This window comes from Mitsuokella sp. AF33-22, assembly GCF_003475755.1.
Classification (GTDB): Bacteria; Bacillota; Negativicutes; order Selenomonadales; family Selenomonadaceae; genus Mitsuokella.
Window position 1 is genome coordinate 1 of sequence record NZ_QRQA01000019.1, and the last position, 24489, is coordinate 24489.

Here is a 24489-nt window from a genome sequence, read left to right on the forward strand (position 1 = left end):
ACCGACGCAATTTGGCGAATTTCACCCGACGCGAACAACCGCCAAGGAAATTGGCAATCCAAGGCATTCCTGCCTCGTCCATTTTGCGGCACTCATTGAGTACATAATCGGCATGATAGCCTTTGTTCATACGGTCGAGCAGTTTATCGTCGCCGCTTTCCACACCGAAGTAGAAATAGTTATAGCCAGCATCCTTGAGCTGCCGCACCTGCTCCACGGTCTTGTTTTTCAGGTTGTCCACCCGTGCGTAGCCACCGATGGACTTCACTTGGGGCAGATAATGGTAAATCATCTCGGCGATTTTCAGCAAGTCCTCTGTCTTTCGGATAAAAGGATCTGCCCCCTGCAAATAAATCCGGTCAAAGCTCCACCCCGAATAAGCCAGTTCCTTGATATCCGCCTCGATTTCCTCCATCGGCGACAGGGAAAAGGGACTGTCCTTGTAAAAGGTGCAAAACTTGCAGCTCCCATGACTGCATCCCGATGTAATCTGCAAAAATGCATCATTGGCCTCATAAGGAGGCCGGTTGATGCCACTGGAAAAATGCATATCAATAACCTCCTATTTTTCATCGAAAAACTCAATAATTTCCCCGGCTTTTCCCTCCACAAAGGCAATACGAAGGGGATAAGGCGTTTCACATGGCACAACGATATCTTTGGGAGGCATGATGATTTTCAGCCCTTCCTTGGCACAGGCCGCCATGCACTCGTCCACTTGATTGGTAGCCAGAGCGATGTGGTCAACCTGGCCGGGCTTGCGACCGGGTTCGGCATTGGCAAACAGCTCAATCACACCGCTCCCCGTGTCAAGCATTGCGCCGGCTTCAACGCCCTCGCCCCAACTCCTTAGTCTCTTCATACCCAACACGTCACAATAAAACGTGATGACATCGTCCATTTCCGCCTTGCCACAGCAACGCAAGGCCGCATGGTGCAATCCCTTCAGCAAACTCATCGACAGCCACTCCCCATAAACTACTCAACAACTATATTCCGACATTTCTTGCGAGGCTTGCTGTGAGGATAACCTCCCGCATGGTAGCCTAATGTCACAAATGCCTTTGCCTCCATCGTGTCCGGCACGCCCCATTCCTGCATAAACGCCTTTCCTTCCGGCAGGGCAAAGGTTTCCTCGGCGCGGGAAACGATGCAGGAATCAACGCCCAGCGCATGAGCCGCCAAAATCATATTCTCCGCTATACAGAAAGCATCCGCCACATTGAAGAGAAAATCCTTCTGCCCGAAAATCACACAGACCGTGGGAGCATCGTAAAAGCCATTTTTGATGTTCGGGTCATCAATGACCGATGGCTGCTCATCGGATACATGGCCGCCGATCAGTTTGCTGCGGTCAAAGGTGGAGAAGTTCAGCTTGCCAAGTTTCTTCGCCAGCTCCGCATTGTGCAGAGTGACAATCATACTGCGCTGACCACCTCCGGCATTTGGGGCATAAAGCCCGGCTTCTACAATCTTGTCCACCAGTTCCCGCGGTACTTGCTTTTCTTGGTATTTGCGTATGGAGCGGCGCTCCTTCATCAACATGAGTATATCCATCTATCTCAAATCTCCTTCCAGCATTGCGGGTCGGCAGCATAAAAATCACCGTCAGAGTTGGCGGCGGCTACAGCGGGACAGCCGCGACACCAAGCCTTTAGCTCGCACTTGCTGCACCTCACAAATTTATCATAGTCCCGATAGGCTTCCATCTCGTTTACCCACAAATCCGCCAAGCGGTCATTGAGCGCATTTCCCACACGGCTGTTTTGCACCCGGCGGCAGGCATAGACCTCACCAGTGGGCAGTATCGTCAGATGCCCGTTGCCGCAGTTGCAACCGCCGTAAATCATGTCCGGCTCTGCGTCCTCTGGTATAGTGAATCGTCCTTCTTCATAATCATAGAGCGTCCAGAGGTGGTCTTTGCGATTGAAATAGGTCTCGCATCCGGCTTCCTCATAGGCGCGGAATTTTCTGTCGCACTCGGCTAAGAGCTCCCGATAACGCTGTGGCGTAATGTTCGTATTCTTTTCCTCGCTGGTAGGGCAGTAACGGGCAAAGGCGTAGACCTTGGCTCCTGCCACCACTACCGCATCAATAATCTGCGGCACTTCGTCTATATTTTTATCGGAAACTGTGGTCATGATAATGGAGCGAATACCCGCGCCATTCAGCATGGCAACCTTATCCAGAGTGGTTTTGTAAGAATCGGGCTTTCGGAACCAATCGTGGGTTTCCTCCAGTCCGTCAATGGACATCTGATAGCGGATACAACCGCAATCCTTCAAACGTCTGCATACTTCATCGGTCAGATGGAAAGGGTTTCCCATGATGGTAAAGGGGATGTGCTTTTCCTTGAATCTTTCCAGCAACCACCAGAAATCAGGGTGCAGGATTGGATCCCCTCCTGTCAGGTAGAAGTAAGGCTGGCGGCCGAAGGTTTCGCAAAAATCCTCGCAGTTTTTCAACACTGTCTGCATATCTTCCCGCGTCATGCTGTCGATACATTTTTGCTTGCTTTCCGCAAAAATATAGCAGTGCTTGCAACGTTGGTCGCAGTCATCGGTGATATGCCACTGGAATGAAAAATACGGTTTCACTTTGGTCGCCCTCCTTACACTTCTTTTACCTACCCAAAATTACTTGTCGCCGGAGCCGCAAGCAGTCGGCATCACTTTGTCACCGGAACCGCAGGCAGTAGCAAGAACCTTGTCGCCGGAGCCACAGGCGGTTCCAATCGCCTTATCCCCGGAGCCGCAAGAGGGGCTTGCCAAAACCATTGTCGTCTTCTTGTTCCAAGCTGCCAAATTCTTCAGTGCCATGTCAATCATCCTCTCTTCATTATCGGTACAATTTCTAACGACAAGCCTATAGTAGCAGGAAAACCTATCTTTGTGAAATGCCAATATCGCATTATTGATACGCCTAGCGTATCAATAATTTTTATGACCTGTTTCTTCGTCCCCTGTTATGTGATATGATAAATGGAGAATTCATATTCTTGAGACCTTACGAGGTAAACTTATGAACACGCAACAACTGGAGTGTTTTGCCACCCTTGCCAAGACGCTGAACTACGCTAAGGCCGCCGAGCAACTCTCCATGACACAGCCCGCCGTTTCCCGGCAAATCAAGAGTCTGGAAAACGAGCTAGGTGTCCAGCTTTTTCAGCGCACCACCCGCTCGGTGACGATGACGCAGGTCGGCTGGCAGTTCCTGCCCGATGCCCGTCAAATCCTTTCCATCTACTATCGTTCACGGGAATGGATGGAGAGCTTTCACAAAAGTGAGCGGAGCATCCTGCGCATTGGCTATGCCGATTCCCATGCCAACTGGCTCATCAGCAAAATACTTGCTCCGATTCTGGCAACGCAGAAAAATATTGCGCCGGAGCTTATCCTTGACCAGACCGACGCCAATCTGCGCCGACTGTCCGTCAATCAGCTTGACTTGGTAATCGGCATGAAGGATGCCAAATTTTCCGATGAAGCCATTGATTTCGTGAAACTTAGGGATGAGGGTTTTGTTTGTATCGTAAGCAAAGCGCATGAACTTGCCCTTCAATGCAAAAAGAGACGCAAAAAATGCGTCTCTTCCCCAGATTTGTGGCCTCACCGCCAAATTATCGCCATTCCGCCGTATCTTTTGAAGCACACCTTTTCCCGTGGGCATCGCATCATCCCCGTCAACGACGAACTGGATAACATACTCTGCGCCACCATCAGCGAAGCCTACAATTTAACTCTGGCAGGAGCGGGTTTTGCGCTTATCCCCGAACATCTGGCGTTACCGCATAAGGAATTGGCTTTTTTACCGTGGAACGAATCTCCTCATGCACCTATGGGCATTTATTGTCGCGGGGAAGCTCACCATGACAATAACTCTGCCATCTGCAAATTCATTATAGAAGCTCGTTCTATCTTATCCTCCAAATCCCCTTGAGAATTTATCAATCGTCATGTTTGCTATTTTTAAGTCGGTTTTGTGCCATATTTTCCCGTGTCTCCGTCCCATCCCGGAACACCACCGTCATGCCGCCATCCACGCCCACCGTCACATAGTCCACCATACAGCCCCACAGCCGCTCGTCAAAGTTTGCCAACGGCGCCTCCTGTGCTCGGAGCGTTTTGATGAACCCCGCCAGCCTCTCGCTCTTGGCTGACCGCTCTGCGATGGCCTCCGTCACCTCGTCGAAGCGTGACTTCGCCGCCTCGTACCGCTCCACCAAGCCGTTGTAGTATTTCTGATACGCCCCTTGATCTTGGGCGATACGGGCGTTCTCGGCGATGCAGTTCTGCGTCATCTCCACCAGCACCGCCAATTCCTGCCCCAAGGTGGCTTTCTCCTGCTCCAACTCCGTGGTATCGCAAAGCGTCTGCCGAACCATCTCAGCGTTGGCAACAATCTCCTCCCGCTCCGTCACCAGCTTGTTGAATGCCGTAACGAAGGTCACCTTAACTTCCTCCTCGGTCACATGGGATGTAGAGAAGGGGGTGCATTTGCACCCCCTCGACAGGGATTTTGCACCTCCTATGAATATAACTTGGTTTTTTTCGTTAGCCTTCGAGTTGTTCGTTTAGCCAATATGGATTTTTCATAATCTCTCTGCCAACTCCAATCAAATCTGCGGCTTCATTTTTTAACAGCGTTTCTGCGTCCTCCAAAGTCTTTACTCCACCTGTCAGCATGACGGGAATTGAAACAGCTTTCTTTATGGCACTCGACATATCCTGAAAATATCCCGGCTCGTTATGTCCTTTCCGTGTGTAACGGCACATTCCTCCGGTGATGTTAAGCATATCAATTCCAGCATCGGCAAGCACCTTGCTGGCATACACGCTGTCTTCAATAACGCTACCGCCCTCTGAGTAGTCACAGCCACCTAATCGAAGAGAAATCATAAAATCCTTGCCAACGGCATCACGAACGGCGCGAATGACCTCCCGGTGTATACGCAGTCGCTTATCAATGTTACCACCGTAGTTATCCTCTCGATGATTGGTGAGCGGCGAATAAAACTGGTTCAATAAATAAGCATGAGCAGAATGGATTTCAACACCGTCATAGCCGGCCGTTTTCGCTCTTTCGGCAGCACGGGCGAATTGCTCTACAATCTCAGCAATTTGCGGCACAGTCAATTCTTGCGGTGCAGTTCCGTCTCCCATCATCGGCGAGACAGGAAGAATCACGCTGCTCGGAGCTTTTGCTATTTCTCCCGTGACATCAGAAGGAGCAGCACTGCCGGCGTGGTTTAATTGAGCCACTGCCCTTGTCCCGCTTTTGTGAATGGCATCCACCAGCCGTTTCAAGCCCTCAATGTCTCCATCGGATGAGATGGAAAGCTGATTCTGCCGCGCTTTGCCACAAATGTCGATGTAACTGTGTTCCGTGATTATCATGGCGAGATTGCCAGTTGCCCGCGCTCCATAATAATCCAACATTTTGTTCGTTACTTTTCCGTCATCTGTGCTTTGATATGTTGCAATGGGCGGCATGACGATACGGTTTTTAAGTATCACATTACCTATGGCTATCGGCTTCAGCGACAATTTGTATTTTGCCTCCACTCTATCTTCCTCCCCAAAATCATCACAAAAATGGTGCATACCATGACCGTTTCCGCTCCGCTCCCACGGTAGTTGGTTCTGTATGCCCGGACAGCAAGATGGTCTTCTCCGGCAGATTCAGGATTTTCCCGGTTACACTTTGCATCAATGTTCCCTCATCCCCACCGGGAAAATGTGTCAAACCGAAGCTGTTTTTGAAAATGGAATCGCCGACAAAGGCCACATTGTCCTTGGCACTATAATAGAACACGCTATCCGTTGTATGGCCGGGAACATGATGCATGGCCAAAGAAAATGCTTGGTTTGCCTCGAGGGCAATCTCGCTCCCGTCCGGCAAGTAATTTACATCATCCAATTTGATATATAGCCCACAGCCTTCCGAGAGATTCCAACGAGGATTCTCCGCATAATCGCGCCCTTTTTCGTGCATACAGATAGGAACAGAGAGTGCATCGCTGATTTCCGTTGCGGCTTCCATATGGTCGAAATGTCCATGCGTGAGCAGTATCTTCTCTATGGTGAATCCTTTTTGACGAATAACGGCTAAAAGCGTGTTAGCCTCCGCACCCGGATCAAGCAAAAAACCATGTACGGTGACATCATCAATGTAAAAGTAGGCATTGGTGGTAAAAACGCCTGTCACGGGCAACGATAAAATCATGATGCTCGCCTACCTTATTGTGCAAAATTACAACCATTAGCCCCACATACCATGCCTTCCAAGGATGCCGCCGATGCTTCTTCAGCGAGTATCTTTTCGATGGCTTCCTTCAACATAGCCGTCGGCTGTGCGCCGGAGGCTGTGTATTTACCGTTAATCAGGAAATACGGCACACCATGAATGTCACGCTCCATCGCTTCCTGCTCATCGGTGCGTACCTCGGCAGCGTAACGGTCGCTTGCCAGCACCGCCGACACCTCCTCGCTATCCAAGCCGCATTGACCAGCGATGTTTTTCAGCACATCATGGTCGGCCAGTTCCAAATTCTTGGTAAAGTAGGCATCAAACAACTGCGTAATGATTTCGCTTTTCCCCTTTGCTTGAGCATATTTCGTAAGGCGCAGGGAATCAAAGGTATTCGTGTAACGAGTAGAAATATAGCGGAAGTCGATGCCTTCATTTCTGCCCATGCGGGATATGGCCTCAATGCGTTCTGCCGCCTCCTCCTTGCTGAGATGATACTTCACGGCAAAGCGGTCTAACGTGGACGAAACAACCTCGCGGCTGGCATAAGGGTCAAGCTCAAAACTCTTAAATTCGACTTCTACTTTATCGCCGCCGTCAATCTCGGCAAGTGCCTTTTCCAACCGTTTCTCGCCAATATAGCAGAAGGGACAGGCATAATCCGACCACAATTCAATTTTCATCTTCTAGTCCTCCCTAAGAAATATAGAATATGTTCGATATTGCAATTATACACAAAGCAGTATATAATGTCAATAGAAATCGAGCGTGTTCTAAAAATATTTGCAAGGGAGATAGTGAGCCTATGAAAAAGTGCGGACGCCCACCCAAGAAGGATAACCCGGAGGAAAACAAAGAAAAAGTCATGACCGCCGCAATCGCTCTCATCGAGGAACATGGCGCAGACTATATCACGGTGCGGAGAGTTTGCGAGAGAGCAGATGTTGCCACGGGTACATTTTATTACCATTTCAAGAACAAGGACGAACTCTTGATACACTTCGTCCGTGGGACATCCTTTTCCGAAATTGAGTTAAATACCCCCTTATCCGATATTGCCGGACGTATCACGGAACTTTATCTGCATCTCATTTGCAAGTACACCGCATTGGGCGTGAAGTTCATGAAGAGTTTCTACACCCCCGGCAATCAGGCACTCCATAACTATATGGGGGAAACGAATGGCAAATTTGCCGAGGACACGGTTATGGCCAGATGCGAGATGGAGCTTGTAGCGGCACAGAGAGCCGGTTATCTGAAAGAAAATACTGACGCTCATAAAGTCAGTGCGGATATTTGCACTATAGTTAAAGGCTGTATTTTTGAATGGTGTTTAAGTGATGGTGAAACTTTACTGGAGGATATGGTGCGAAGAATTTTACGAGCATATGTTAATTATGAGATAGCTTGAAGCCTTGCGGGATAATGCTTCGGCAAAAAGAGAAGAGGGTGCATTTGCACCCCCACGACAAGAATTTTATCTATTCTATGTATGTCGAATTTACATAAACCTCCTTCCCTCGCTCCACGCTTTGCCAACAACCTCACCTAGTGACCGATAGCTGTTGCTGAAGGAATCATAGAGCAACAGCCCTATTTTCGAAGCATCCAATTTCCCGGCCTCGTCCAATACAGACTCATCTGCCGCTACATCGACAATGGCTCCGATGACCGTGCTGAAGTTCATCGTCCTGACAAATTCTTTCAGCTCGCACTCTATGACCAAAGGGCTTCCCTCAATGATGGGGGCATCCACATGGCTGCTCTTGACCGCCTTCAATCCGGTTCTGACAAATTTCCCCGGCTCTCTGTAGCCGGATACCGAGCCGAAATAATCTGCCGCTCCCATGAGTTCCCGATTGACCAGCGCAATGGTTTTTGTTGCTTTTTATGATCAGTCCTGCGGATATTCGCCATCCGTGACGGGCTCGCACCATTCGTTGCTCGTCTCCGTGCCCGGGATCTCGAAGGCGAGATGGGAGAACCAGCTCGCTTTCTTGGCGCCGTGCCAGTGCTTGACGCCTGCCGGGATCTCGACGATATCGCCTGGGGTCAGGCTCTGCAGCGCTTTGCCCTCTTCCTGATACCAGCCCTCGCCGTCGACGCAGATGATGACCTGGCCGCCGCCCTGCTTGGCGTGGTGGATATGCCAGAAGTTGCGGCAGCCCGGCTCGAACGTGACGTTGCAGATGGTCAGCGGGTCGCCCTTCTTCGAGAGGACCTTGAGGTACGACTGGCCCGTGAAGTACTTGGCATAGGCATCGTTGGGCTCGCCGAGACCGAAGAAGCCGCCGCGGCCCTCCGCATCAGCGGCATCGGCGTAGACCTCCTTGGCCACGGGGAACGCCGCCCAGGCGTTCGGCCAGCCGGCGTAAAAGGCCAGATGCGTGAGCAGTGCGGCCATCTCCTCTTTCGTGACACCGTGCTGCCGCGCCGTCTGCAGATGGTAGCGCAGTGCATCGCCAGCGGTTCCCTTGCCGACGAGCGCCGAGACCGTCGCGATGCTGCGAAGCTTTGGCGAGAGCTCCGCTTCCCTCGCCCATACCTCGCCGAAGAGCACATCGTCGTTGAGCGCCGCGAACTGCGGTGCAAAATCGCCCAATGCCTTGCGTCCTGCTGTCTGTTTCTCCATGATAGATACATCCTTCTTTCTCGTATATCCCGTGCCGCCAACTTCGGCACAGTTGTTTTCCTTTTCCTTTATAATAGCAAGATAAGCATTTCATTTGAAATGCTTATCGAAAATCATCTGATATTCCTTAAACGTATAGATCAGCACGCATTGCACTGGAAAATCACGTCCATTATTTTTGGTATCCTAATGATGCCAGCCACTTGTCTACCTGGGGACGAACGGTATCCGGCTGTTCCTGTACACGCTTTCCTTCCAGCCCCTTTGGGACGGTATTGCTGCCACAAGCCGTCACAGCATAGTCCCGTTCTTTCCTCTCTGCGTCTCATCAGATGCTGCCCTTGGCCCAAGCAGCGACCTCAGCTTCAGATGCGGCAGCTTCAGCCCCATGAATCGGCAGGCCTTTTTTCAACACAGCTTCCGGGCAGGTCTTCTTTATCTCCCGCTCGCTGCCTCCCATGCCGCTGCCTTCATGGGTGCAGAAGGGAATCATGGTCTTGCCGCTCCAATCATACTTCTCCAGGAAGGTGTAGCAGGCCATGGGCATGGTGCCCCACCAGTTGGGATAGCCTAGAAAAATCGTGTCGTAGCCATCCAGGCTGTCCGGATATTCCTTCAGCTGCGGCCTTGCCTTAGCCCGCAGCTCCGCCTTAGCCTCCAGCGTGCACTGCGTGTAATCTGCGGCATATTCCTTGACCGTCTGAATCTCAAACAAATCTCCCCCGACGGCCTGCTGGATGAACTCCGCGACCCGCTCCGTATTGCCTTTGGCTAGATTCTTGATGCTGCCGTTTATATAGTTCTGTCCCTTGCGGGAATAATAAGCAATCAGTATTTTTGACATATTCTTCCTCCATTGACCAATAACACCTTCACAGAATGCCGCTCTCCTTTCGCACTGGCTTACTTGTCCACCCCCTTTTCATGGAGCCAGTCCAGTGCCAGCTTCAGGATCTCCTTGTTGTTTTTCTCCTGCATGAGAAAGTGGGAATTGCCCTTGATGCCAATATCTGGCAGATGCACGAGTGTTGCATCGCCGCCGTGGCGGTTGATGGCCTCTACGAACTGCTGGGCCATGGCAAACTCTGTGCCTCATTTATCCTCGCCGACATTTTCCGAACCGATCTTGATGTAATCCCCATAATAGAGGACAATCGGGATCCTTGTGAGTTTCAAGAAATCTTCCATCGGTACGCCCATGGCAGAGGCGGATAGCGCTTTGAACCGCGCTTCTGTGATTTTCGGCATTTCCGTTTGAGGGAAGATAAAGGGGGTGCCGCCCGGTTCATAGGCAATGATGGCTTTTACTTTGTCGGAACGGATGGCCGTACGCCAGCCAATCGTGCCGCCCATGGAATGTGTGACGAGAATGGCGCCGTCCTTTTGCTGGTTCACCAGCTTTGCGAGCACATCGGCATTGAGGTCGTTATCAAGCGGTCCTGAGCCAATCGTCCAGCTCTGCTCAAATGCCTGATAGTTTTTTTCGCCAGCAGGGAACTGCGCGTTGGGAACAGGATTGCCAGCCTCATCATAATGGCCGACGCGGGACAGCACATAGAGTGTCTTGTCGCCGTATATGGGGTTCGTTGCCCAAGGAGTATCGGGCGTCACAGCTTCCGTAGAAAGATTGGCCTCGCCGCTGCGGGGCTGATCTACGAGATATACAGAGTAACCGGCTCGGACAAACATCGTATTGAAGCCTTCCCTACCATCAGGGCCGGATTCCCAGGTGCGTTTTGACTGAGCTCCGCCATGCTGGAAGATCAGCGGCAGTTTCTTGGACTTCACTGGCTTCTGGTATTCCACATAGGCAAAATCGCCATAGGCACGCTGACCGTCTTCGGCTACGAAATTCTCCTGCGTGAACTTCCCCGGTTTTTCTTTATAGGTGCCGCCTACGGTAAAGGAGCCCTGTTCCTCAATGGCCAGCGGCTTCTGGGCTGCCGCCGCTTCTGTCGGCGTCGCTGCGTACATCCCCAGTGACAAGGCAAGTCCCAATGCTACGGACTGCCACGCCTTCTTGCTCATCCTCTTCATTGTACATGTTCTCCTGTTCTCGTGGTTTACGGCTGCAGCGGGCCATAGTAGAAGGATGCCGTTGCACCGCCGTCCACGAGGAAGGTCGCGCCCGTGATGAATTGCGCGCGTTCACTCATCAAGAGCTCTGCCACATCAGCTACCTCATCAGCAGTGCCCGGTCTGCCAGCGGGGCATTTCGCAAACATGTTTTTGTAGAAGTCACCGCGCGGGCCATTGAACTCGTCGATTGCCAGCGGCGTCACGATGATGCCCGGAGCGATGTCGTTGATGCGCGCGTCTCGCTCGCCCCAACGGACGGCTTCGTACATCGTGCGCTTCTCGTTGCAGCGCTTCGCCAGCTGGTAGGCATGCAGCGTATCGCGGATCTTGTCCGGCTGCAGGAAGTCAAGGCTCAGGAGTTCTTCCGTGGGCGTCATCGCGAGCGCCCTGTCCTGCTCCGGCGTGAGCGCCGGCATGCGGTGGCCGGACTGGCTGGAGATCGTCACACCGACGCCGCCTTCCGCGATGACTTTTCCGACCTCCTCTAGCAGGATTGCTGTACCATAGAGATCGACCTTCAGGATGAGCTCGATGGGCGCCTGAGAGGGTGAAACACCGGCGCCATTGACGAGCGCCTTGATATCTCCATACGTCTGCGCTTTGGCAATCATGGCCCGGATATCCTCACGCGAGGACAGATCCATCTCCATGGGTTCCACATCGAAACCTGCCTGATTCATGATCTTGGCAATTGCTTTGGCATGGCCCAGATTCTTATCGCCGAGAATGATTTTCTTCCCATACCCCATGCGACGTGCAATCGCCATCGAAAGCTGTCCGGCACCTGTTACAAGCATCACATCTTTTTTCATGACAATACCTCTTCCTTTTTTTCAGTTCGCTTTCTCCAATTCCTCAATACGCACCCGTCTTGACATGGGGGACATACGGTGCTTCCAAGGCCTCGATTTCGTCTTCGTCCAGCTTGATGTCAAGGGCAGCGACAGCTTCTTCCACATGCTGCACGCTGGTCGTACCGACGATTGGCGCAGTGATGTATGATTTCGAGAGCATCCAGGCCAGGGACTCCTGCGCCATGGTGCGGCCATGTTCCTTGGCAATCTTCTCCAGATTGTCCACGACCACCTTGTCCACGTCATTGGTGGCATCCCAGACCATAGGCGATACATCGTCTACCTTATCCCGTTCTGTCACGGTACCCCACGGATGCGCGCAGCGTCCGCCGGCCAGAGGGCTCCAAGGAACGACGGCCATCTTCCGGTCCGCGCAGAGCGGCAGGATCTCGCGCTCCTCCTCGCGATAGATGAGATTGTACTGCGGCTGCAGGGAGGCGAACTTCGTCCAGCCATGCTGCTCGGCAATCTGCTGCAAACGTTCCAGCTGCCAGGCGAAGATGGTCGAAGCGCCGATGTAGCGTGCCTTGCCGCTCTTCACGACATCGTGCAGAGCCTCCATGATCTCTTCCATCGGCGTATGCGGGTCAAGGCGGTGAATCTGGTACACATCAACGTAATCGAGTCCCAGGCGCTCGAGGCTGTGATCGATTTCCGCCATGATGTTCTTGCGCGACAGACCGCCACCATTCGGACGGCCCGGGCGCATCTCGAAATTGACCTTCGTCGCGACGACGATCTCATCGCGGTCCAGACCGAAATCCTTGATGTAGCGGCCCGTGATCTCCTCGCTCGTGCCCATCTGGTAGACATTGGCCGTGTCGAAGTAATTGATGCCGAGGTCAATTGCCTTCTTGAAAATCGCTTTGCCTTCCTCGTAATCCTTCGCCCAAGGGAAGACGCCGTTCTCCTTGCCCGTTTTGCCAAAGCTCATCATGCCGAGGCAGATGCGCGAGACATCCATGCCCGTATTGCCGAATTTTACATATTCCATCAAAAATCCACTCCTCCTGCTCCCGCCTTGTGCGGGGCTCCTGTCTTTCGTTCCACCTCATCACAGCAGCGCTGTTTGATGCTTTTATTATACGGCCTGTTGTTTTATTTTTCTAATCGATATATTATATTACCGATTTAATTATTTGATTGAAGGAGTGAAACTCACCATGAACACGAAACAGATCCGCTGCATCCTGGAACTGGCCCGAACGCAGAATTTCAATCGAGCTGCCGAAAATCTCTTCATCTCACAGCCGACGCTGACTTATCAGCTCAAGGCTGCCGAAGACGAAATCGGCTTTGCGATTTTTTCGCGTTCCGCCCGCGGCGCCTCCCTGACGCCGGCCGGGGCACAATTCATCACGACACTCCAGACCATCCAGCAGGCATTGCAAGCAGCTATCGAGCAGGGGCAGAACTTCAGCGCCAAATACCAGGACAGTATCCGCATCGTGCTGCCCATCCGGTCGGCGCTCTATTTCCTGCCGCAGGCCATCCGCACCTTTGCCGAGATGCATCCGGAAATTCTCATCCAGCCGGCCTTTGACTGGTATCATGGCAAGGATGCCTTCCTGCGCCAAGAACAGGATATCCTGTTCGCCATGACATACGAGATCCGGCAGATCCCCGACCTTGTCACCCATCCCCTCTTCGACAGCCGCATCTACCTGATCAGCCAGAAAGACGACACGCTGGCCAATAAGACACCGTTGCTGCCCGAAGACCTCATCGGCCGCACGCTGATGGTCGGCGGCGGCTCGCCACCGGCCCTGCGCAGGCTGCAACAGGAGCTGATTGCCAACTACCATCTCGATTACTTCAACAGCCACGACCATGCGACCACGCTTACGAATGTCGCCGCAGGCCGCGGCATCTGCCTCGCGCCGGGCTTCCTCAATGACCACAATGGTGAATTCTCCTGGACACTGTTCCAAACAAAAACGGCCATTCCCTGCGCGCTCTACACGCATAAGAATGACCATCGTCCTGCTATTATGGAATTCGTTCAACTGCTGCAACAGATATACAGACAGCATCCAGATTTTACCGTCTGACGCACAGCCGGTGAGCTTTCTCTCAGGAAACCCACCACGCAAGGAAGGTGTCTGGCGACCACAGGGCGACCTTATCCCCGATCTCGGGCGTCAAGAGCTGCCACGGAGCTCCTGTGCCGGCGGCGGTCAGATCCTGCATCGGGGCCTGCCAGGTGTGCTTGGCCAGCGCAAACTTTGAATTGTGAGCGGGCATGACATAGCGCGCCCGCAGGTCCGTTGCCGCCTGCGCTGTCTCATCTGGCAGCATGTGGATGCGGTGCCACCGGCGGTCGTACTGGCCGTTTTCCATCAGGGCCAGGTCGAAACCGCCGAACTGCTCGCCGATGGCGCGGAAGTGCGCGCCGTAACCGCCGTCACCGCTGTAGTAGACCTTGTGATCCGGTGTCACGATGGCAAAAGATGCCCACTGCGTCGCATTCTGCTCGAGCAGGCGGCCGGAGAAGTGCTGAGATGGCAGCACGTGGACGTGGAAGTCCGGGAAGACCTCGATGTCCGTATCCCAGTCCTCCTCATGGAGATGCGCGGGGTCAAATTCCCAGGCCTCAAAGTACTCCCCGACGCCCAGGGGGCAGACGATTTCCCCAATCTTGTCCTTGAGCGCCATGATGGTCGGATAGTCGAGATGGTCCCAGTGGTCGTGGCTCATGATCAGGAGGTCGACGGCAGGGATGTCCGCCGCCCTGTAGACGTTGCTGCCCGGAAAGGCGCGATTGAGGAAAAACACCGGCGAGGCATAGCTGCTGAAGACCGGATCGATGAGGATGCGCCGGCCGGCGAGCTGCAAGTAGAACGTCGAATGGCCCATCCAGACGACGAAGTCCTCGCTCGCGTCCTGTGCCCAGAGGTCCGTCTTCGCACTGGGCAGCGGTGCATCCGGCACCGAGCCCGTCTTGTCCTCCGTCAAATAGTTCAGCCAGCCTGTCACGAGATTCTGGTTCTCGTCCTCCATAATGCGCACAGGTTCAAGGCATTCAAAGCGCCCATTGATGTAATGAGGCGATGCCTGCATGCGTGCCAGGCGTTCCGGCCGGAACGGCCGCCCAAAACGCGCGGAGTGCAGATACCCCGCCCCGCCGACCGCAGCCGCTCCGAGCACGCCCAAGCCCCCCAGTATAAAAGTCCGTCGGTTCATCATTTTCTCCCTTCCGTCTCTGTTTCTGTTATTTCATCCTTTCCATGATAGCAAAATAAGCATTTCCTGTGAAATGCTTATCGAAAATCATCTGCTATTTTTTTACGCATAGCACAAGCAAGAAGCTTACATCAAAAAGCCGATGTCAGATCAAGCTGTGCTCTTCTTCACCGACTTCATTGTGAAGCAGGTAGTCGAGGCTGTAGCGGCCAGGGCCGGCGAAGATGACGCCGAGGAAGAATACGCCTTCCTCAAACGGACGCGAGGCCTGAAGAAGCGGTGCGCCGGAGGCGAGCTCGATGGAGGTCGCCATCATGAGATTGCCGACGAGGAAGAGGGCCATTGGACGGTAGAACAGGCCGAGCAGGATGAAGAGTCCGCCGAATGTCTCCGCCATGCCAGAGAGCAGGCCGAAGAACGTCGGGAATATATGGATGTCGAGCGCGCCCATCATCGAGCCAAGTGCGTTCCAGCCTTCCGGACCGCTCAAGAGCTTTGGCACGCCGTGCCAGATGAAGGCCAGGCCAATCAAGATGCGGAAGACGAGCAGACCGATGTCTTTCTTTGACGCGATGATACCGTTGATGTACTGCAATGATTTCATAGGGATCTCTCCTTACTTCAATTTGTATATTTAACAAATATTTATTATCTGTTTATATAATATACAAATTATGCAGTATCGACAAGAACGATTTTTTCATTGACTAGGTATTAAATACTTGCGTATTGCTGGTACATAAAGCAATATGACCGCATTCATCTCGGTCATTCCTGCCCTACTAATGGAAATCTAAGCAGCTCCATGTCATGATGACAAACGATTGCCAAACGAACAGCCGGAACCGTCAGCGAAGTCCTGAAAAAATTCCTGGATAAATAAAAGTTCTAGGAGTGACACGCAAAAAAGCACATACCGCAATTCATATGATGGCAGTATGTGCCTTTTTGCGATTTCCGATGTCTCGCAGCGGGTCCCCTCCGCCAATCGGAGCCTATTTAAGATTGTTCGTGGGCGTGGGATCGATGATGAGTCCTGTTCCACCGGGGGATGGCCCCACATAGCCCCGGACATTTGAAAAGTAGGTCTGTCCCGAGCCCACGGCACTTTTTCCGTTATTGTTGAACAACCCTTCATCAATTATTACAAATTTATTGTTATTCCCAGCAGCGTCCTTTATTCCCGGCAGATAATATTTGCTGGAATCTTTATTGTAATCCGCTACCAGCTGCTTGTATGTCATACCATTGTTGGCCTCTGCCGAGTAATACGAAAACACGGTTATCCCATCAGTTTGGACTCTGGCAAACCAGGCATCTCCCTCTTTTGTCTGGATATTCAATTTCCGAGCCAGGTTCTGTCCTTCTGCACTGTCCGAAGAAATCACCAGCGTTTTATCTGGTTTCCCCTGAAGCACATCCGCCAGGTCCTCATACCTTCCCTGCCTAAGCCGTTCAATGATGTCTTTTGCTGTAGTGACCGGCGTAAGCGGCTGCTTTGATGCTTCTTCCAGCAGGGTACCGACATTGCTGAAAACAGAGCGGATGGAGTCTGCCAGGCTTCCGTTCACATTGGCAAAGAGCAGGCCTCCCACGCCCACCACGAAGGCCAATATCAATGCATATTCAACGATGCCCTGACCTTTCTGTTTTCTCATGTGTTTGCATCTCCTAATTCATCCTTTGTTTATTTTTATTTTATCACAAGAACGATACTTGTAAATTTTTTTCGCGCCTTCTCCATGAAAAAATCTCTTGCTCAATCAGCGAGGAGCAAGAGATTTTTCATGATCCATTTTAAGCGGTTTCATCGTTCTGCTTCCTGCGCCGCATATAGAGGAAGCCGCCCGCAATCAGCAAAATCAGCACAATGCCGCCAACGGTCATGGCGATATGCGTCTGATTGTAGATGCGGTATCTCGCCTGGATTTTCGCATCCTTTCCTTCTGTGATTGTCGTCTTGAGATTCCAGGTCAGGCTCTTGCCATCGCCAGCAACACTGTCTGCATTCTGCGTTTCCGGCTTGACGGGCAGGTTCAGCGTGAAGTTGTACTGGACCTCAGCGAGCATGCCCTGCACCATCGCCTGGCTCTCGGGATCCTGCGCGCCCGTATCCATTTTCTCTCCCGCGACGAACAAATCAAAGATGTAAGTATCATAGAACCACGACTTTGCCACCGCAGCGCCCGCATTGCGGCCTTCCACTGCTGTGAACATGTCGCCGCCCTTGGCGGCCAGTGTCTCGATGTCCGGATAGGACACCGCGATCTCATAGCCCGTCATATCGCCGTCTTGGACTTCCTTGGCAACGGCATCGGGATTCTCCTTGACGAACGCATCCTTCGATGACTTCAGGGCTTCTGCCGCAAACACATTGCCGACCATCCGCGTCACCATGGTGCTGGAGCCATCTTCCTTGATGGTCACCGTCTCTTCCGCTTTGATACAGCCTGCAGCTGCCAGAGAACATGCGACCAGCAGCAAAATCAAAAACCATCGCCTCACCTGACTCACTTCCTTCACGATTTATACATCTTCAGCATGAACACCTTGTCCCCTGACTCGTGTTCGCTCTTCGAACCCGGCCTCACGATGGCGAGCACCTCATTGTCCTCCATGGCCAACAGCTGGACGCCCGTCTGGCCGTCAAACATTTTATCGGCCTTCATGGTATCGACAATCGAACCATCTTTCTTGTTGAAGATATCGATCCTGCGGATATTGCCGTCAAAGACAACGATGTAATCCTCCGTGACAGCGACGTCAAAGGCACTGGCCAAGAAGCCGGGACTCCGATCCTTGTCATATTTGTTGCCGAGCACGTACTGCTTCGCGCCATCGAGGCTGTAGACTGCCACCGCACCGACGCTCATCTTGCCGTCCAGCGTAGTGCCATACATGTAGACATTCGTGCCGTCACACGTGATGCCATTCGGATCCTGCAGCAGCTTGTCGCGTTCTTGCGGAATCACGACATTCATCTCGCTGCCGACCTTCCCGTCCGCCACTCCATAGCGCATGACTGCCGTGCCGAACGCAAACGAGAGGACTTCCGCCTTGCCCGGGACACCGACCATTCCTTTTATCTTCTTATCCGAGAAGGCAGTGACCGTACCATCGGCCGCGAGCGCATCGATCTTGCCGTCCGCATTGCGATAGATCAGGTTCTTGCCATCGTTTGAGATAAAGGAGTCTTCGGGTACATCCTTGACGACATCAGCCTTCGTGATCTTGAGATCTTCGCCGTCAAGCTTGGCCTCCGAGATGGTCTTCGTATTGGTGTTCCCGATGTAGATGACATCGCCCATCTTCGTCAGGGCTCCCGTGCGCGAGAACTTACCGGCGATGAAGATCTTATCCACGTTGTTCAGTTTGATGATGCCCAGTTCCGTGCCCTGGTCCATCTTGATCTTCTCGAACGGCAGCGAAACCTTGGGCGGCTGTTGCGGTTCAGCCGGCTGCGGCTTCTCGCTATCGCAGCCGAGCACCAAGCCAGCTGCCAGCAAGCCTGTCAATACGATCATATACAGCATTCCCCGTTTCATGTCGATGCTCCTTCCTGATAAAACTATTTTTCCTTTTTTGCCTTGGGCTGACGCTTGATCTGTGTGTAGAGGAACGTATCGTGGCTCTCGACGAGTGAGAAGCTCTCTTCATCGAGATAGGCATCGGCCTTGGAGGCTGTATGTACATTGCTCATGCTGGCAATCAGGAAATAGCGCACCAGAAATGCAGCGCCGAGTGCCAGTACAAAGGATATCCCGAGAATCTTGGCCGTCATGGAAATCCCCCCTTACGATGTCATGAGATACTGGACAATAAAGTAGAAAACCGGCCAGAACGCAGTGAGTGCAATGGCAGGATAAAGCCATGACTTGCGCTTGTCGATGGGCAGGCTGCCGACAAATTTCCCAGTCTGCCCATTCATCATGAACGTATACGGCTTGCCTTCATAACGCGTCGTCAGGATCCAGACGGGCATCATCGCATAGGAGATTCCCGCACTCTCGCGCAGGAAAGACGGCTCGCCATCGATGGAACAACGGTCATATCCCTTGACAGTTTTCTGCAGAGCGTCGACGGCCGTCGTGCGCATGCGCGCATCGGCTCGCGGAATGCTCGCTTCTGCATCAACGTCGTATTTATCGGCCAGATGTCCCGTGAGATAGGCCGCCGAGAACGGAATGAGTTCCCCATAATCAAAGGGCTCAATGCTGTCCATGTAGGCATCATCCATGCGCTCGCTGCCATCGACAGGAATCCGCTCAAAATGCATGGAACCGGCCCGTTCACATTGATAGACACTCGTCTCCGTGATGATCTCTGTTTCCGTTTCGTGGCGCACATCATTTTCTGCGCGGAAATTGGCCCGTGAAAAAACATCGGCATCGAAGAGCCAAAACGGCACGTACATCGCCTGGATGTCCTTCGTGCGGTTGTCACTGGCAAAGCCGTCGGGCAGCAGATATTTGCCCTTGTAGAAGGCCTGCAGGGCAGCCTGTGCTTCTTTCTTTGTCTTTTTGTAGGGGATGATGTAGTCGGGCTTCATCATGCCGTCGAATTTGGCCGGCATCATGTTGGGGCTGCCGCAATAAGCACATTCGGTTGCCATGGTGTTGCCGTCTGAGACGAGTTCTGCTCCGCAGGAGGAACAAGTCTGCATCGTCATGGCAGCGCATTCCTCCGTCGACCACGCACTGCCCGCCTCTGCGGCCTTGAAATCGGCTTCTTTCGCTTCAGCAGCGCGCCGGGCTGCGTCCTGCTCACGGGCAAACATCTCCTCGATTGATGCCGCATCATACTCCGTACCGCAGTATTCGCAAGTGACCTTATCATGCCCCGGCAAAAAAGAGAGCGGCGCACCGCATTTGGGGCATTTATAGCTTACAGAAGTTTCAGCCACATTACTCACCTTCTCTTTTACGTTTTGTCGCTCTCATCAAAGGGATCGCCGCACTCCGGACAGAATTTGGGCGGATGCTTCGGGTCGCTCGGTTCCCAGCCGCACTTGTCGCAGCGGTACAGCGGCTCATTCTCCGGCTTCTTCGCGCCGCATTCCATGCAGAACTTCCCTTTGTTGACCGTACCGCAGCTGCAGGTCCAGCCCTCTGCAGCAGGTTTGGGCTGCATGTTCCCGCATTCTTCACAGAACTTGCCCGTATTGCCCGCATGGCCGCACGAACAGGTCCAGCCTGCAGCAGATGCAGCCGCTGCCGGTGCAGGAGATGGCGGAGGTGATGCCTGCGGCGTGGCGAGCGGATTGCCCTGCGAGGCTCCCCCCTGCCCAAATGCGCCCATGGCACCAGCGCCCATCTGTCCGGCCATGCCCATGCCCATGAAGCCGAAGGCCCCGCCCATGCCCGCCTCATTGCCGGCCGCGGTGCGCATCGCATCAGCCGTTGCCGTCGCCAGACGCCCGGCTCGCATATCGGGATTGCTCATGATGGCACTGTCCTGGATTTCCTTGATGCGGCGTTCATCCTCTTCATCTGCCTTGACGGACGAGACACCGAACGAGACAATCTCGATTCCGCGTTTCTTGCCCCAATCTTCCGAAAGCTCCGCCGAAAGCTCCTGGCGGATATCTTTCGTATAATTGATGAGCTGAGTGTAACGGATCCCTTTGGCCGCAATGCGTCCAAAAGCCGGCTGCAGAGCAGTCAAAAGCTCACTCTTGAGCTGCGAATCGATTTCCGAGCGTTCATAGACCGAATCGAAATTGCTACAGACATTCGTGTAGAACAGGATTGGATTGGCGATGCGGTAGCTGTATTCCCCGAAGCAGCGGATATTAACGTTGAGCATGTAGGGGCCGATCATCGATTCAAACTGGATTGACTGTGGCGTGCCGTATTTATTGCCCATGATCTCCTTCGTATTGAAATAATAAACGCACTGATTTTTCGGCGCATCACCGCCGAAGGTGAAGCGTTTGGCCATATTCTTGAACACCGATTTGAGATCCTGCGAGAGATTCCCGCCGAAGACCGTCGGCTCCGTCGAGCTGTCATAAATGAATTCTCCCGGTTCCGCACAGATCTCGACGACCTTGCCCTGCTCGACAATCATCATGCACTGGCCTTCGTTAACGACGATGACGGAGCCTTTCGTGATGATATTGTCTTCGCCGGACGTATTGGAACTCCGTCCCCGCGAACTCGTGCGTTTCTGTCCTTTGGCGGCCAGCGTATCCTTGTCGAGGCTGTCGCAATAGAAGAATTCCTTCCACTGATCGGCCATGACACCGTCAGCTGCGCCGAGTGCTGCTTTGATGAGTCCCATAATACCCCTCCTTTATCCTGCACAGTGATGTTGAAAGGCTCATCGCCTTTCCATCACTACGATTCCTTTTCATCATCAGTATACCGCAGCCAATGAGGACACCGTACTGTGCATAAGGACAGGTAGGCAAAAAAAAGAAGCCGATTGCTCAGCTTCCAAAGTGTCCCCTGCATAATGATCTGCCTGTATGTTAAAGATTTTGCCGCCGCCCCATAGAGACTTCCACTGTGAAAGACGGACTCGCGCTGATCAGCAGGCGTGCCCCCATCGTTTTCGCACGCCGGGCTATGGCGGAAAGACCGCCGCCCATGTGAAAATCAGGCGAGGCGCCACAACCATTGTCAGAGATCCGGATCCTCTGTTCATCCATCGTCACCGCGATGGTATCCGCATGTCCATGACAGATGGCATTTGTCGCCGCTTCGCGCAGGATTTCCACAAAGGATAGTGCTATGGCACGCTGCTGCGGCAGCTGCCCGTCAACCTGTACCTGTATGCCGAACGTCTCATAAGCCCGGATGAGTTCGTCCAAGAGACCTTGCGGTGATTCCTCCCCTGTCCAGAGTTCTTCCAGCATCCGGTCCACCGTGGGGATGAGCCGGACTGCCTCCAGAGGATCCGGTGCCGTCAGCAGGCGCTGCAGCATGCTGATGCGGCTGCCCATGATGTCGTGTACGCGGACGCGCACCTTCTCCAGTGTCTTGCGGCGTTCCTGCTCAACGGCATGCTGCAGCAGGCGCTTCGTCTCCTCCACTTGCTCGGCGAGCAGGTGATTCTTCTTTTCAAGTTCCCGCGTGACGTAATCGAGTTCTGTCACGTTCGAGGCCGTAATCTCAAAAGCGCCCCCTCTTTGCCCCGGCATCTCCTTGCGCTGCAGCAGCCAGGCACTGTGCAGAAAGCGGAAAAGCAGCGTCTGATTCTCTTTCTTATAGATATGATGCCCTTCTTCCGCCAAGGCTTCAAGATGGTGCCAGAAGCTTTCCGCATTGCGATAATGCATGCCTGCAACGCCCTCCATGAATTCAAGCATGCAGAGATTGGCCAGGATGATATGTCCATCCCGCTGCGCAAAGAGGATGCCCTCCGGCAGCATATCAAGGCCCTCGTGGATCCACTCGTGTTCTTCCGGATGCGCACGGTACAGGAAAATCCCCATGCGCACCAGCAGCAGCAAGACAGCCAGGAGGAGGCACCAGGGGAAAAATCCGGGCCACGTACTGGCAGCCATCAGGAAAGCAGCACTTGAGAGCAGCAAAGAGCGCCAGATATCATGCCGCAGGCAGACGGCCATGATAGCGGCGATAACAGCAGGCAAGAGCTGCCAGCCATCCCGGAAAAACAGCCCGGTATCATAGGTGAAAGCCATGCGTATCCTGACGCATTGAAACAAGATGGCACAGGCGAGCAGCAGGGCAGCTGCCTCGCCCCAGACTGCTGCGCGATCCCGCCCCCGGCGCACATACGAAGCGCGCAAAGCATACGCTGTACCGATGACGGTGAAAAAATCAAGTACCAGACAGCCTATGATGACAAGATACTCCATCATCGCTCTCCCTCCTCCTGCTGCAAGACGCAAGCAATGGACAGCGCAAAGCCGAGGTCTTTGCAAGTGAAGCGGCTGTCCATATGATCCTGCAGCCATCTCTGCTGCCACCTACCGAGCCAGGGAACATCCCCCTCCAGCAGGAACGTCACGCGTGCCGCGGCCATGGTCACATGGACTGTCATCGCTGCCCGTTCATGCACGGCTTCTGCCAGGAACGAAGTCAAAGAGTCGAATGCTGTCAAAGCGGTCTGTGCCGGTGTCGCTTGTGGCAGCTGCCAGGATATGGCCACATGCAGCTGGAGTTTACGCGCAGCCTCACAAAGTTCGGAAGCAGCCATTTCCAATTCATCGAGTGCAATCGTTCCGTTTTCTTCACTCTTCAAAAAAAGCACACAACGCTTCTTGGTATATGTCGCCAAGAGATTGAGGTCACGGACGGCCTGCTCCCGTTCATTCCCGTGCGACTGCAGAATCCTGGTGCGGAACTTGCGGAAATACGGGCGCAAGGAGTCGAGAATCCCTTCTACTTCCCGGTGCAGGTGATTCTGCGTTTCAGCTGCTACCTGCTTCCTTTGCCTGTTGGCAGCCCGCTTCAAGTACAGACGGCGACGCTGCAGAGCACGATTCGCCTGTGCCAGCGAGCGCTGCTGCTCATGGAGCATATGCATATCTTCATACCAGATCAGGGTACTGCCACCGGATAATCTCATCCTGGAAATACGATATTCCTTCATTTGACCGCCGAAATCCGGCACAGCCCTGGATGACAGCCGGATCTTGCCGGATGGATCCGTCAGCCTGAGGCCCAAAGAGGCCTGGCGGAAAAATCCTTCATACTCATGATTCGATAAGATGAGTCCCGTGCGCAGGCACAACTCCAGGAAAAGAAGGAAAAAAACGGTCGTGGTAAAGGTGACATCGATGCGCAGTACCGGAGAGATATTGTAGAACACCGTGTACAGGAGGAATACCAAACAGAGCAGGAAAGGCAGGATCATCCGCAGACGCCAGCTCTGCTGCAGGCCTGCCTTGATCCAAAAGATCGCCAAAGACGCAAAAACTTCCAGGAACCAGATGACCCAGTAGGCATAGGCCCCCCATTCGAGTTGTTCCTCCCAAAGCTCCCCCTCGCGCTCCGGAAGAAACGAAAAGAACTGCTCATGCCAGTCGTTCGTGAGAATACAAAAAGCCAGGAAAAGATTCATGAGCAGCAGCAACAGCAGATGGCGCGGCAATTTCTGTACCGCGGCATCTGCGTCTGCGACATGGGCAATCCAGAGCAGTGCGACCGGCAGTGCCGCCCGGAACACATAAAAAAGATACCAGAAAGCATGCTCCGGTGAAGCATCTGCCACTGGTTCAAACATATATTTCATCAGGCGCACCAGCTGCCACATGAGCAAAGCTGCAATCAGCAGGCGGATGGCCCGGCGCCCGCCGCGATACAGCAGACGCCCCCGCAGCGATTCCCCCCAGAGTACGGTAACGGCGGGGATCAGCGCATAAGCAAGGTAACGCAGCAAAGAGAGTCCCATGGATCCACTTCCATTCACTTGTGTTTTCTTTTATCATTTCTTATAATATCAAAAAGGGTTTAAAAATAAAATCGAACAAGATTCATGACGACCAAAAAGAATAGAAACGGGGCGATTCCATGCACATTG

General features: G+C 53.2%; 29 protein-coding genes. 3 read left to right on the forward strand and 26 right to left on the reverse strand.

The genetic code is table 11. From position 1 onward, the window contains the following. The 5 genes from DWZ54_RS10870 to acgA form a co-directional block, all read right to left on the reverse strand. On the reverse strand, positions 1 to 550 hold a 550-nt coding region (locus DWZ54_RS10870; protein WP_147369917.1), incomplete at its 3' end, for a radical SAM protein. Positions 551 to 562: 12 nt separating this feature from the next. Continuing rightward, positions 563 to 958: a VOC family protein gene (locus tag DWZ54_RS10875; RefSeq protein WP_118476276.1), complete on the reverse strand. Its 396-nt coding sequence runs from the start codon at positions 956 to 958 to the stop codon at positions 563 to 565. A 20-nt stretch (positions 959 to 978) separates the two neighbouring features. Continuing rightward, the gene (locus tag DWZ54_RS10880) at positions 979 to 1557 is read right to left on the reverse strand and encodes a nitroreductase family protein (RefSeq protein ID WP_118476278.1); all 579 of its coding nucleotides are present in this window, start codon (positions 1555 to 1557) and stop codon (positions 979 to 981) included. Positions 1558 to 1562: 5 nt separating this feature from the next. Then, the gene (gene acgM / locus DWZ54_RS10885) at positions 1563 to 2597 is read right to left on the reverse strand and encodes a radical SAM/SPASM domain protein, ACGX system (RefSeq protein WP_118476280.1); all 1035 of its coding nucleotides are present in this window, start codon (positions 2595 to 2597) and stop codon (positions 1563 to 1565) included. 39 nt (positions 2598 to 2636) lie between these two features. Further along, the gene (gene acgA, locus DWZ54_RS10890) at positions 2637 to 2819 is read right to left on the reverse strand and encodes an ACGX-repeat peptide (protein ID WP_158573655.1); all 183 of its coding nucleotides are present in this window, start codon (positions 2817 to 2819) and stop codon (positions 2637 to 2639) included. Between the two features lie 202 nt (positions 2820 to 3021). Here acgA and DWZ54_RS10895 point away from each other — a divergent pair, with 202 nt between their 5' ends. Next, on the forward strand, positions 3022 to 3939 hold the full coding sequence (locus tag DWZ54_RS10895; protein ID WP_118476284.1) for a LysR family transcriptional regulator: 918 nt from the start codon (positions 3022 to 3024) through the stop codon (positions 3937 to 3939). 7 nt (positions 3940 to 3946) lie between these two features. On the opposite strand, the gene DWZ54_RS10900 is transcribed toward DWZ54_RS10895, so the two are convergent. The 4 genes from DWZ54_RS10900 to DWZ54_RS10915 form a co-directional block, all read right to left on the reverse strand. After that, positions 3947 to 4450, reverse strand: coding sequence for a recombinase (locus tag DWZ54_RS10900; RefSeq protein ID WP_199663361.1), 504 nt, complete (start codon positions 4448 to 4450; stop codon positions 3947 to 3949). 103 nt (positions 4451 to 4553) lie between these two features. Then, positions 4554 to 5564 (reverse strand): NADH:flavin oxidoreductase, encoded by a 1011-nt coding sequence (locus tag DWZ54_RS10905; protein WP_233541694.1) that lies wholly within the window; start codon positions 5562 to 5564, stop codon positions 4554 to 4556. 22 nt (positions 5565 to 5586) lie between these two features. Beyond that, positions 5587 to 6225 carry an MBL fold metallo-hydrolase gene (locus DWZ54_RS10910; RefSeq protein WP_118476290.1) on the reverse strand — a complete coding sequence of 213 codons (639 nt, stop codon included), beginning with the start codon at positions 6223 to 6225 and terminating at the stop codon, positions 5587 to 5589. 14 nt (positions 6226 to 6239) lie between these two features. Beyond that, positions 6240 to 6932, reverse strand: a complete 693-nt coding sequence (locus tag DWZ54_RS10915; protein ID WP_118476292.1) for a DsbA family protein — start codon at positions 6930 to 6932, stop codon at positions 6240 to 6242. A 29-nt stretch (positions 6933 to 6961) separates the two neighbouring features. Between DWZ54_RS10915 and DWZ54_RS10920 the strand changes: the two genes are divergently transcribed. Beyond that, positions 6962 to 7660: a TetR/AcrR family transcriptional regulator gene (locus DWZ54_RS10920; RefSeq protein ID WP_233541695.1), complete on the forward strand. Its 699-nt coding sequence runs from the start codon at positions 6962 to 6964 to the stop codon at positions 7658 to 7660. A 90-nt stretch (positions 7661 to 7750) separates the two neighbouring features. On the opposite strand, the gene DWZ54_RS10925 is transcribed toward DWZ54_RS10920, so the two are convergent. The 7 genes from DWZ54_RS10925 to DWZ54_RS10950 form a co-directional block, all read right to left on the reverse strand. Beyond that, on the reverse strand, positions 7751 to 8098 hold the full coding sequence (locus DWZ54_RS10925) for a flavin reductase (protein WP_118476296.1): 348 nt from the start codon (positions 8096 to 8098) through the stop codon (positions 7751 to 7753). Positions 8099 to 8143: 45 nt separating this feature from the next. Then, entirely contained in the window at positions 8144 to 8881 is a 738-nt protein-coding gene (locus tag DWZ54_RS10930) for a carboxymuconolactone decarboxylase family protein (RefSeq protein ID WP_118476298.1), read from the reverse strand. 328 nt (positions 8882 to 9209) lie between these two features. Next, positions 9210 to 9725 carry a flavodoxin gene (locus DWZ54_RS10935; RefSeq protein WP_118476300.1) on the reverse strand — a complete coding sequence of 172 codons (516 nt, stop codon included), beginning with the start codon at positions 9723 to 9725 and terminating at the stop codon, positions 9210 to 9212. 59 nt (positions 9726 to 9784) lie between these two features. Then, the gene (locus DWZ54_RS12070) at positions 9785 to 9958 is read right to left on the reverse strand and encodes a hypothetical protein (protein ID WP_233541696.1); all 174 of its coding nucleotides are present in this window, start codon (positions 9956 to 9958) and stop codon (positions 9785 to 9787) included. 15 nt (positions 9959 to 9973) lie between these two features. Then, positions 9974 to 10918, reverse strand: a complete 945-nt coding sequence (locus DWZ54_RS10940; protein ID WP_233541697.1) for an alpha/beta fold hydrolase — start codon at positions 10916 to 10918, stop codon at positions 9974 to 9976. Positions 10919 to 10944: 26 nt separating this feature from the next. Continuing rightward, positions 10945 to 11772 (reverse strand): SDR family oxidoreductase, encoded by an 828-nt coding sequence (locus DWZ54_RS10945; RefSeq protein WP_118476302.1) that lies wholly within the window; start codon positions 11770 to 11772, stop codon positions 10945 to 10947. Positions 11773 to 11815: 43 nt separating this feature from the next. Beyond that, on the reverse strand, positions 11816 to 12808 hold the full coding sequence (locus DWZ54_RS10950) for an aldo/keto reductase (RefSeq protein ID WP_118476304.1): 993 nt from the start codon (positions 12806 to 12808) through the stop codon (positions 11816 to 11818). 169 nt (positions 12809 to 12977) lie between these two features. Here DWZ54_RS10950 and DWZ54_RS10955 point away from each other — a divergent pair, with 169 nt between their 5' ends. Continuing rightward, positions 12978 to 13865 (forward strand): LysR family transcriptional regulator, encoded by an 888-nt coding sequence (locus tag DWZ54_RS10955; protein ID WP_118476306.1) that lies wholly within the window; start codon positions 12978 to 12980, stop codon positions 13863 to 13865. A gap of 22 nt (positions 13866 to 13887) precedes the next feature. Here the strand turns inward: DWZ54_RS10955 and DWZ54_RS10960 are convergent, their stop codons facing one another. The 10 genes from DWZ54_RS10960 to DWZ54_RS11005 all read right to left on the reverse strand — a co-directional run bounded on the left by DWZ54_RS10960 (position 13888) and on the right by DWZ54_RS11005 (position 24360). Further along, complete coding sequence (locus tag DWZ54_RS10960; protein ID WP_118476343.1) at positions 13888 to 14997, reverse strand: MBL fold metallo-hydrolase; 1110 nt, start codon at positions 14995 to 14997, stop codon at positions 13888 to 13890. Between the two features lie 145 nt (positions 14998 to 15142). Continuing rightward, on the reverse strand, positions 15143 to 15601 hold the full coding sequence (locus tag DWZ54_RS10965) for a DoxX family protein (RefSeq protein WP_118476308.1): 459 nt from the start codon (positions 15599 to 15601) through the stop codon (positions 15143 to 15145). Positions 15602 to 15992: 391 nt separating this feature from the next. Beyond that, positions 15993 to 16655 carry a Flp family type IVb pilin gene (locus tag DWZ54_RS10970; protein WP_118476310.1) on the reverse strand — a complete coding sequence of 221 codons (663 nt, stop codon included), beginning with the start codon at positions 16653 to 16655 and terminating at the stop codon, positions 15993 to 15995. Between the two features lie 139 nt (positions 16656 to 16794). Continuing rightward, positions 16795 to 17502: a transmembrane domain-containing protein gene (locus tag DWZ54_RS10975; protein ID WP_147369918.1), complete on the reverse strand. Its 708-nt coding sequence runs from the start codon at positions 17500 to 17502 to the stop codon at positions 16795 to 16797. 14 nt (positions 17503 to 17516) lie between these two features. Beyond that, the gene (locus DWZ54_RS10980) at positions 17517 to 18521 is read right to left on the reverse strand and encodes a hypothetical protein (RefSeq protein WP_147369919.1); all 1005 of its coding nucleotides are present in this window, start codon (positions 18519 to 18521) and stop codon (positions 17517 to 17519) included. Positions 18522 to 18565: 44 nt separating this feature from the next. Next, complete coding sequence (locus DWZ54_RS10985) at positions 18566 to 18778, reverse strand: hypothetical protein (RefSeq protein ID WP_118476315.1); 213 nt, start codon at positions 18776 to 18778, stop codon at positions 18566 to 18568. A gap of 12 nt (positions 18779 to 18790) precedes the next feature. Continuing rightward, positions 18791 to 19900 carry a hypothetical protein gene (locus tag DWZ54_RS10990; RefSeq protein ID WP_118476316.1) on the reverse strand — a complete coding sequence of 370 codons (1110 nt, stop codon included), beginning with the start codon at positions 19898 to 19900 and terminating at the stop codon, positions 18791 to 18793. 17 nt (positions 19901 to 19917) lie between these two features. Further along, positions 19918 to 21279 carry an SPFH domain-containing protein gene (locus tag DWZ54_RS10995; RefSeq protein ID WP_118476318.1) on the reverse strand — a complete coding sequence of 454 codons (1362 nt, stop codon included), beginning with the start codon at positions 21277 to 21279 and terminating at the stop codon, positions 19918 to 19920. A gap of 190 nt (positions 21280 to 21469) precedes the next feature. Next, positions 21470 to 22825: a sensor histidine kinase gene (locus DWZ54_RS11000; RefSeq protein WP_158573656.1), complete on the reverse strand. Its 1356-nt coding sequence runs from the start codon at positions 22823 to 22825 to the stop codon at positions 21470 to 21472. Further along, a complete protein-coding gene (locus tag DWZ54_RS11005) occupies positions 22822 to 24360 on the reverse strand; it encodes a hypothetical protein (protein ID WP_118476321.1) in 1539 nt (512 codons plus the stop codon). The genes DWZ54_RS11000 and DWZ54_RS11005 overlap by 4 nt, the downstream gene beginning before the upstream one ends. Positions 24361 to 24489: the final 129 nt, after the last annotated feature.

What these genes read in the sequence shown, in the direction of transcription:
- acgA (WP_158573655.1), bottom strand. Translation starts at nt 2,819, where the DNA reads ATGGCACTGAAGAATTTGGCAGCTTGGAACAAGAAGACGACAATGGTT.
- DWZ54_RS10995 (WP_118476318.1), bottom strand. Translation starts at nt 21,279, where the DNA reads ATGGGACTCATCAAAGCAGCACTCGGCGCAGCTGACGGTGTCATGGCC.
- DWZ54_RS10925 (WP_118476296.1), bottom strand. Translation starts at nt 8,098, where the DNA reads ATGGGAGCGGCAGATTATTTCGGCTCGGTATCCGGCTACAGAGAGCCG.
- DWZ54_RS11000 (WP_158573656.1), bottom strand. Translation starts at nt 22,825, where the DNA reads ATGATGGAGTATCTTGTCATCATAGGCTGTCTGGTACTTGATTTTTTC.
- DWZ54_RS10930 (WP_118476298.1), bottom strand. Translation starts at nt 8,881, where the DNA reads ATGGAGAAACAGACAGCAGGACGCAAGGCATTGGGCGATTTTGCACCG.
- DWZ54_RS10940 (WP_233541697.1), bottom strand. Translation starts at nt 10,918, where the DNA reads ATGAAGAGGATGAGCAAGAAGGCGTGGCAGTCCGTAGCATTGGGACTT.
- DWZ54_RS10950 (WP_118476304.1), bottom strand. Translation starts at nt 12,808, where the DNA reads ATGGAATATGTAAAATTCGGCAATACGGGCATGGATGTCTCGCGCATC.
- DWZ54_RS10960 (WP_118476343.1), bottom strand. Translation starts at nt 14,997, where the DNA reads ATGAACCGACGGACTTTTATACTGGGGGGCTTGGGCGTGCTCGGAGCG.
- DWZ54_RS10910 (WP_118476290.1), bottom strand. Translation starts at nt 6,225, where the DNA reads ATGATTTTATCGTTGCCCGTGACAGGCGTTTTTACCACCAATGCCTAC.
- DWZ54_RS10915 (WP_118476292.1), bottom strand. Translation starts at nt 6,932, where the DNA reads ATGAAAATTGAATTGTGGTCGGATTATGCCTGTCCCTTCTGCTATATT.
- DWZ54_RS10935 (WP_118476300.1), bottom strand. Translation starts at nt 9,725, where the DNA reads ATGTCAAAAATACTGATTGCTTATTATTCCCGCAAGGGACAGAACTAT.
- DWZ54_RS12070 (WP_233541696.1), bottom strand. Translation starts at nt 9,958, where the DNA reads ATGGCCCAGCAGTTCGTAGAGGCCATCAACCGCCACGGCGGCGATGCA.
- DWZ54_RS10875 (WP_118476276.1), bottom strand. Translation starts at nt 958, where the DNA reads ATGAGTTTGCTGAAGGGATTGCACCATGCGGCCTTGCGTTGCTGTGGC.
- DWZ54_RS10920 (WP_233541695.1), top strand. Translation starts at nt 6,962, where the DNA reads ATGTTCGATATTGCAATTATACACAAAGCAGTATATAATGTCAATAGA.
- DWZ54_RS10895 (WP_118476284.1), top strand. Translation starts at nt 3,022, where the DNA reads ATGAACACGCAACAACTGGAGTGTTTTGCCACCCTTGCCAAGACGCTG.
- DWZ54_RS10965 (WP_118476308.1), bottom strand. Translation starts at nt 15,601, where the DNA reads ATGAAATCATTGCAGTACATCAACGGTATCATCGCGTCAAAGAAAGAC.
- DWZ54_RS10985 (WP_118476315.1), bottom strand. Translation starts at nt 18,778, where the DNA reads ATGACGGCCAAGATTCTCGGGATATCCTTTGTACTGGCACTCGGCGCT.
- DWZ54_RS10880 (WP_118476278.1), bottom strand. Translation starts at nt 1,557, where the DNA reads ATGGATATACTCATGTTGATGAAGGAGCGCCGCTCCATACGCAAATAC.
- DWZ54_RS10970 (WP_118476310.1), bottom strand. Translation starts at nt 16,655, where the DNA reads ATGAGAAAACAGAAAGGTCAGGGCATCGTTGAATATGCATTGATATTG.
- DWZ54_RS10945 (WP_118476302.1), bottom strand. Translation starts at nt 11,772, where the DNA reads ATGAAAAAAGATGTGATGCTTGTAACAGGTGCCGGACAGCTTTCGATG.
- DWZ54_RS11005 (WP_118476321.1), bottom strand. Translation starts at nt 24,360, where the DNA reads ATGGGACTCTCTTTGCTGCGTTACCTTGCTTATGCGCTGATCCCCGCC.
- DWZ54_RS10980 (WP_147369919.1), bottom strand. Translation starts at nt 18,521, where the DNA reads ATGATCGTATTGACAGGCTTGCTGGCAGCTGGCTTGGTGCTCGGCTGC.
- DWZ54_RS10955 (WP_118476306.1), top strand. Translation starts at nt 12,978, where the DNA reads ATGAACACGAAACAGATCCGCTGCATCCTGGAACTGGCCCGAACGCAG.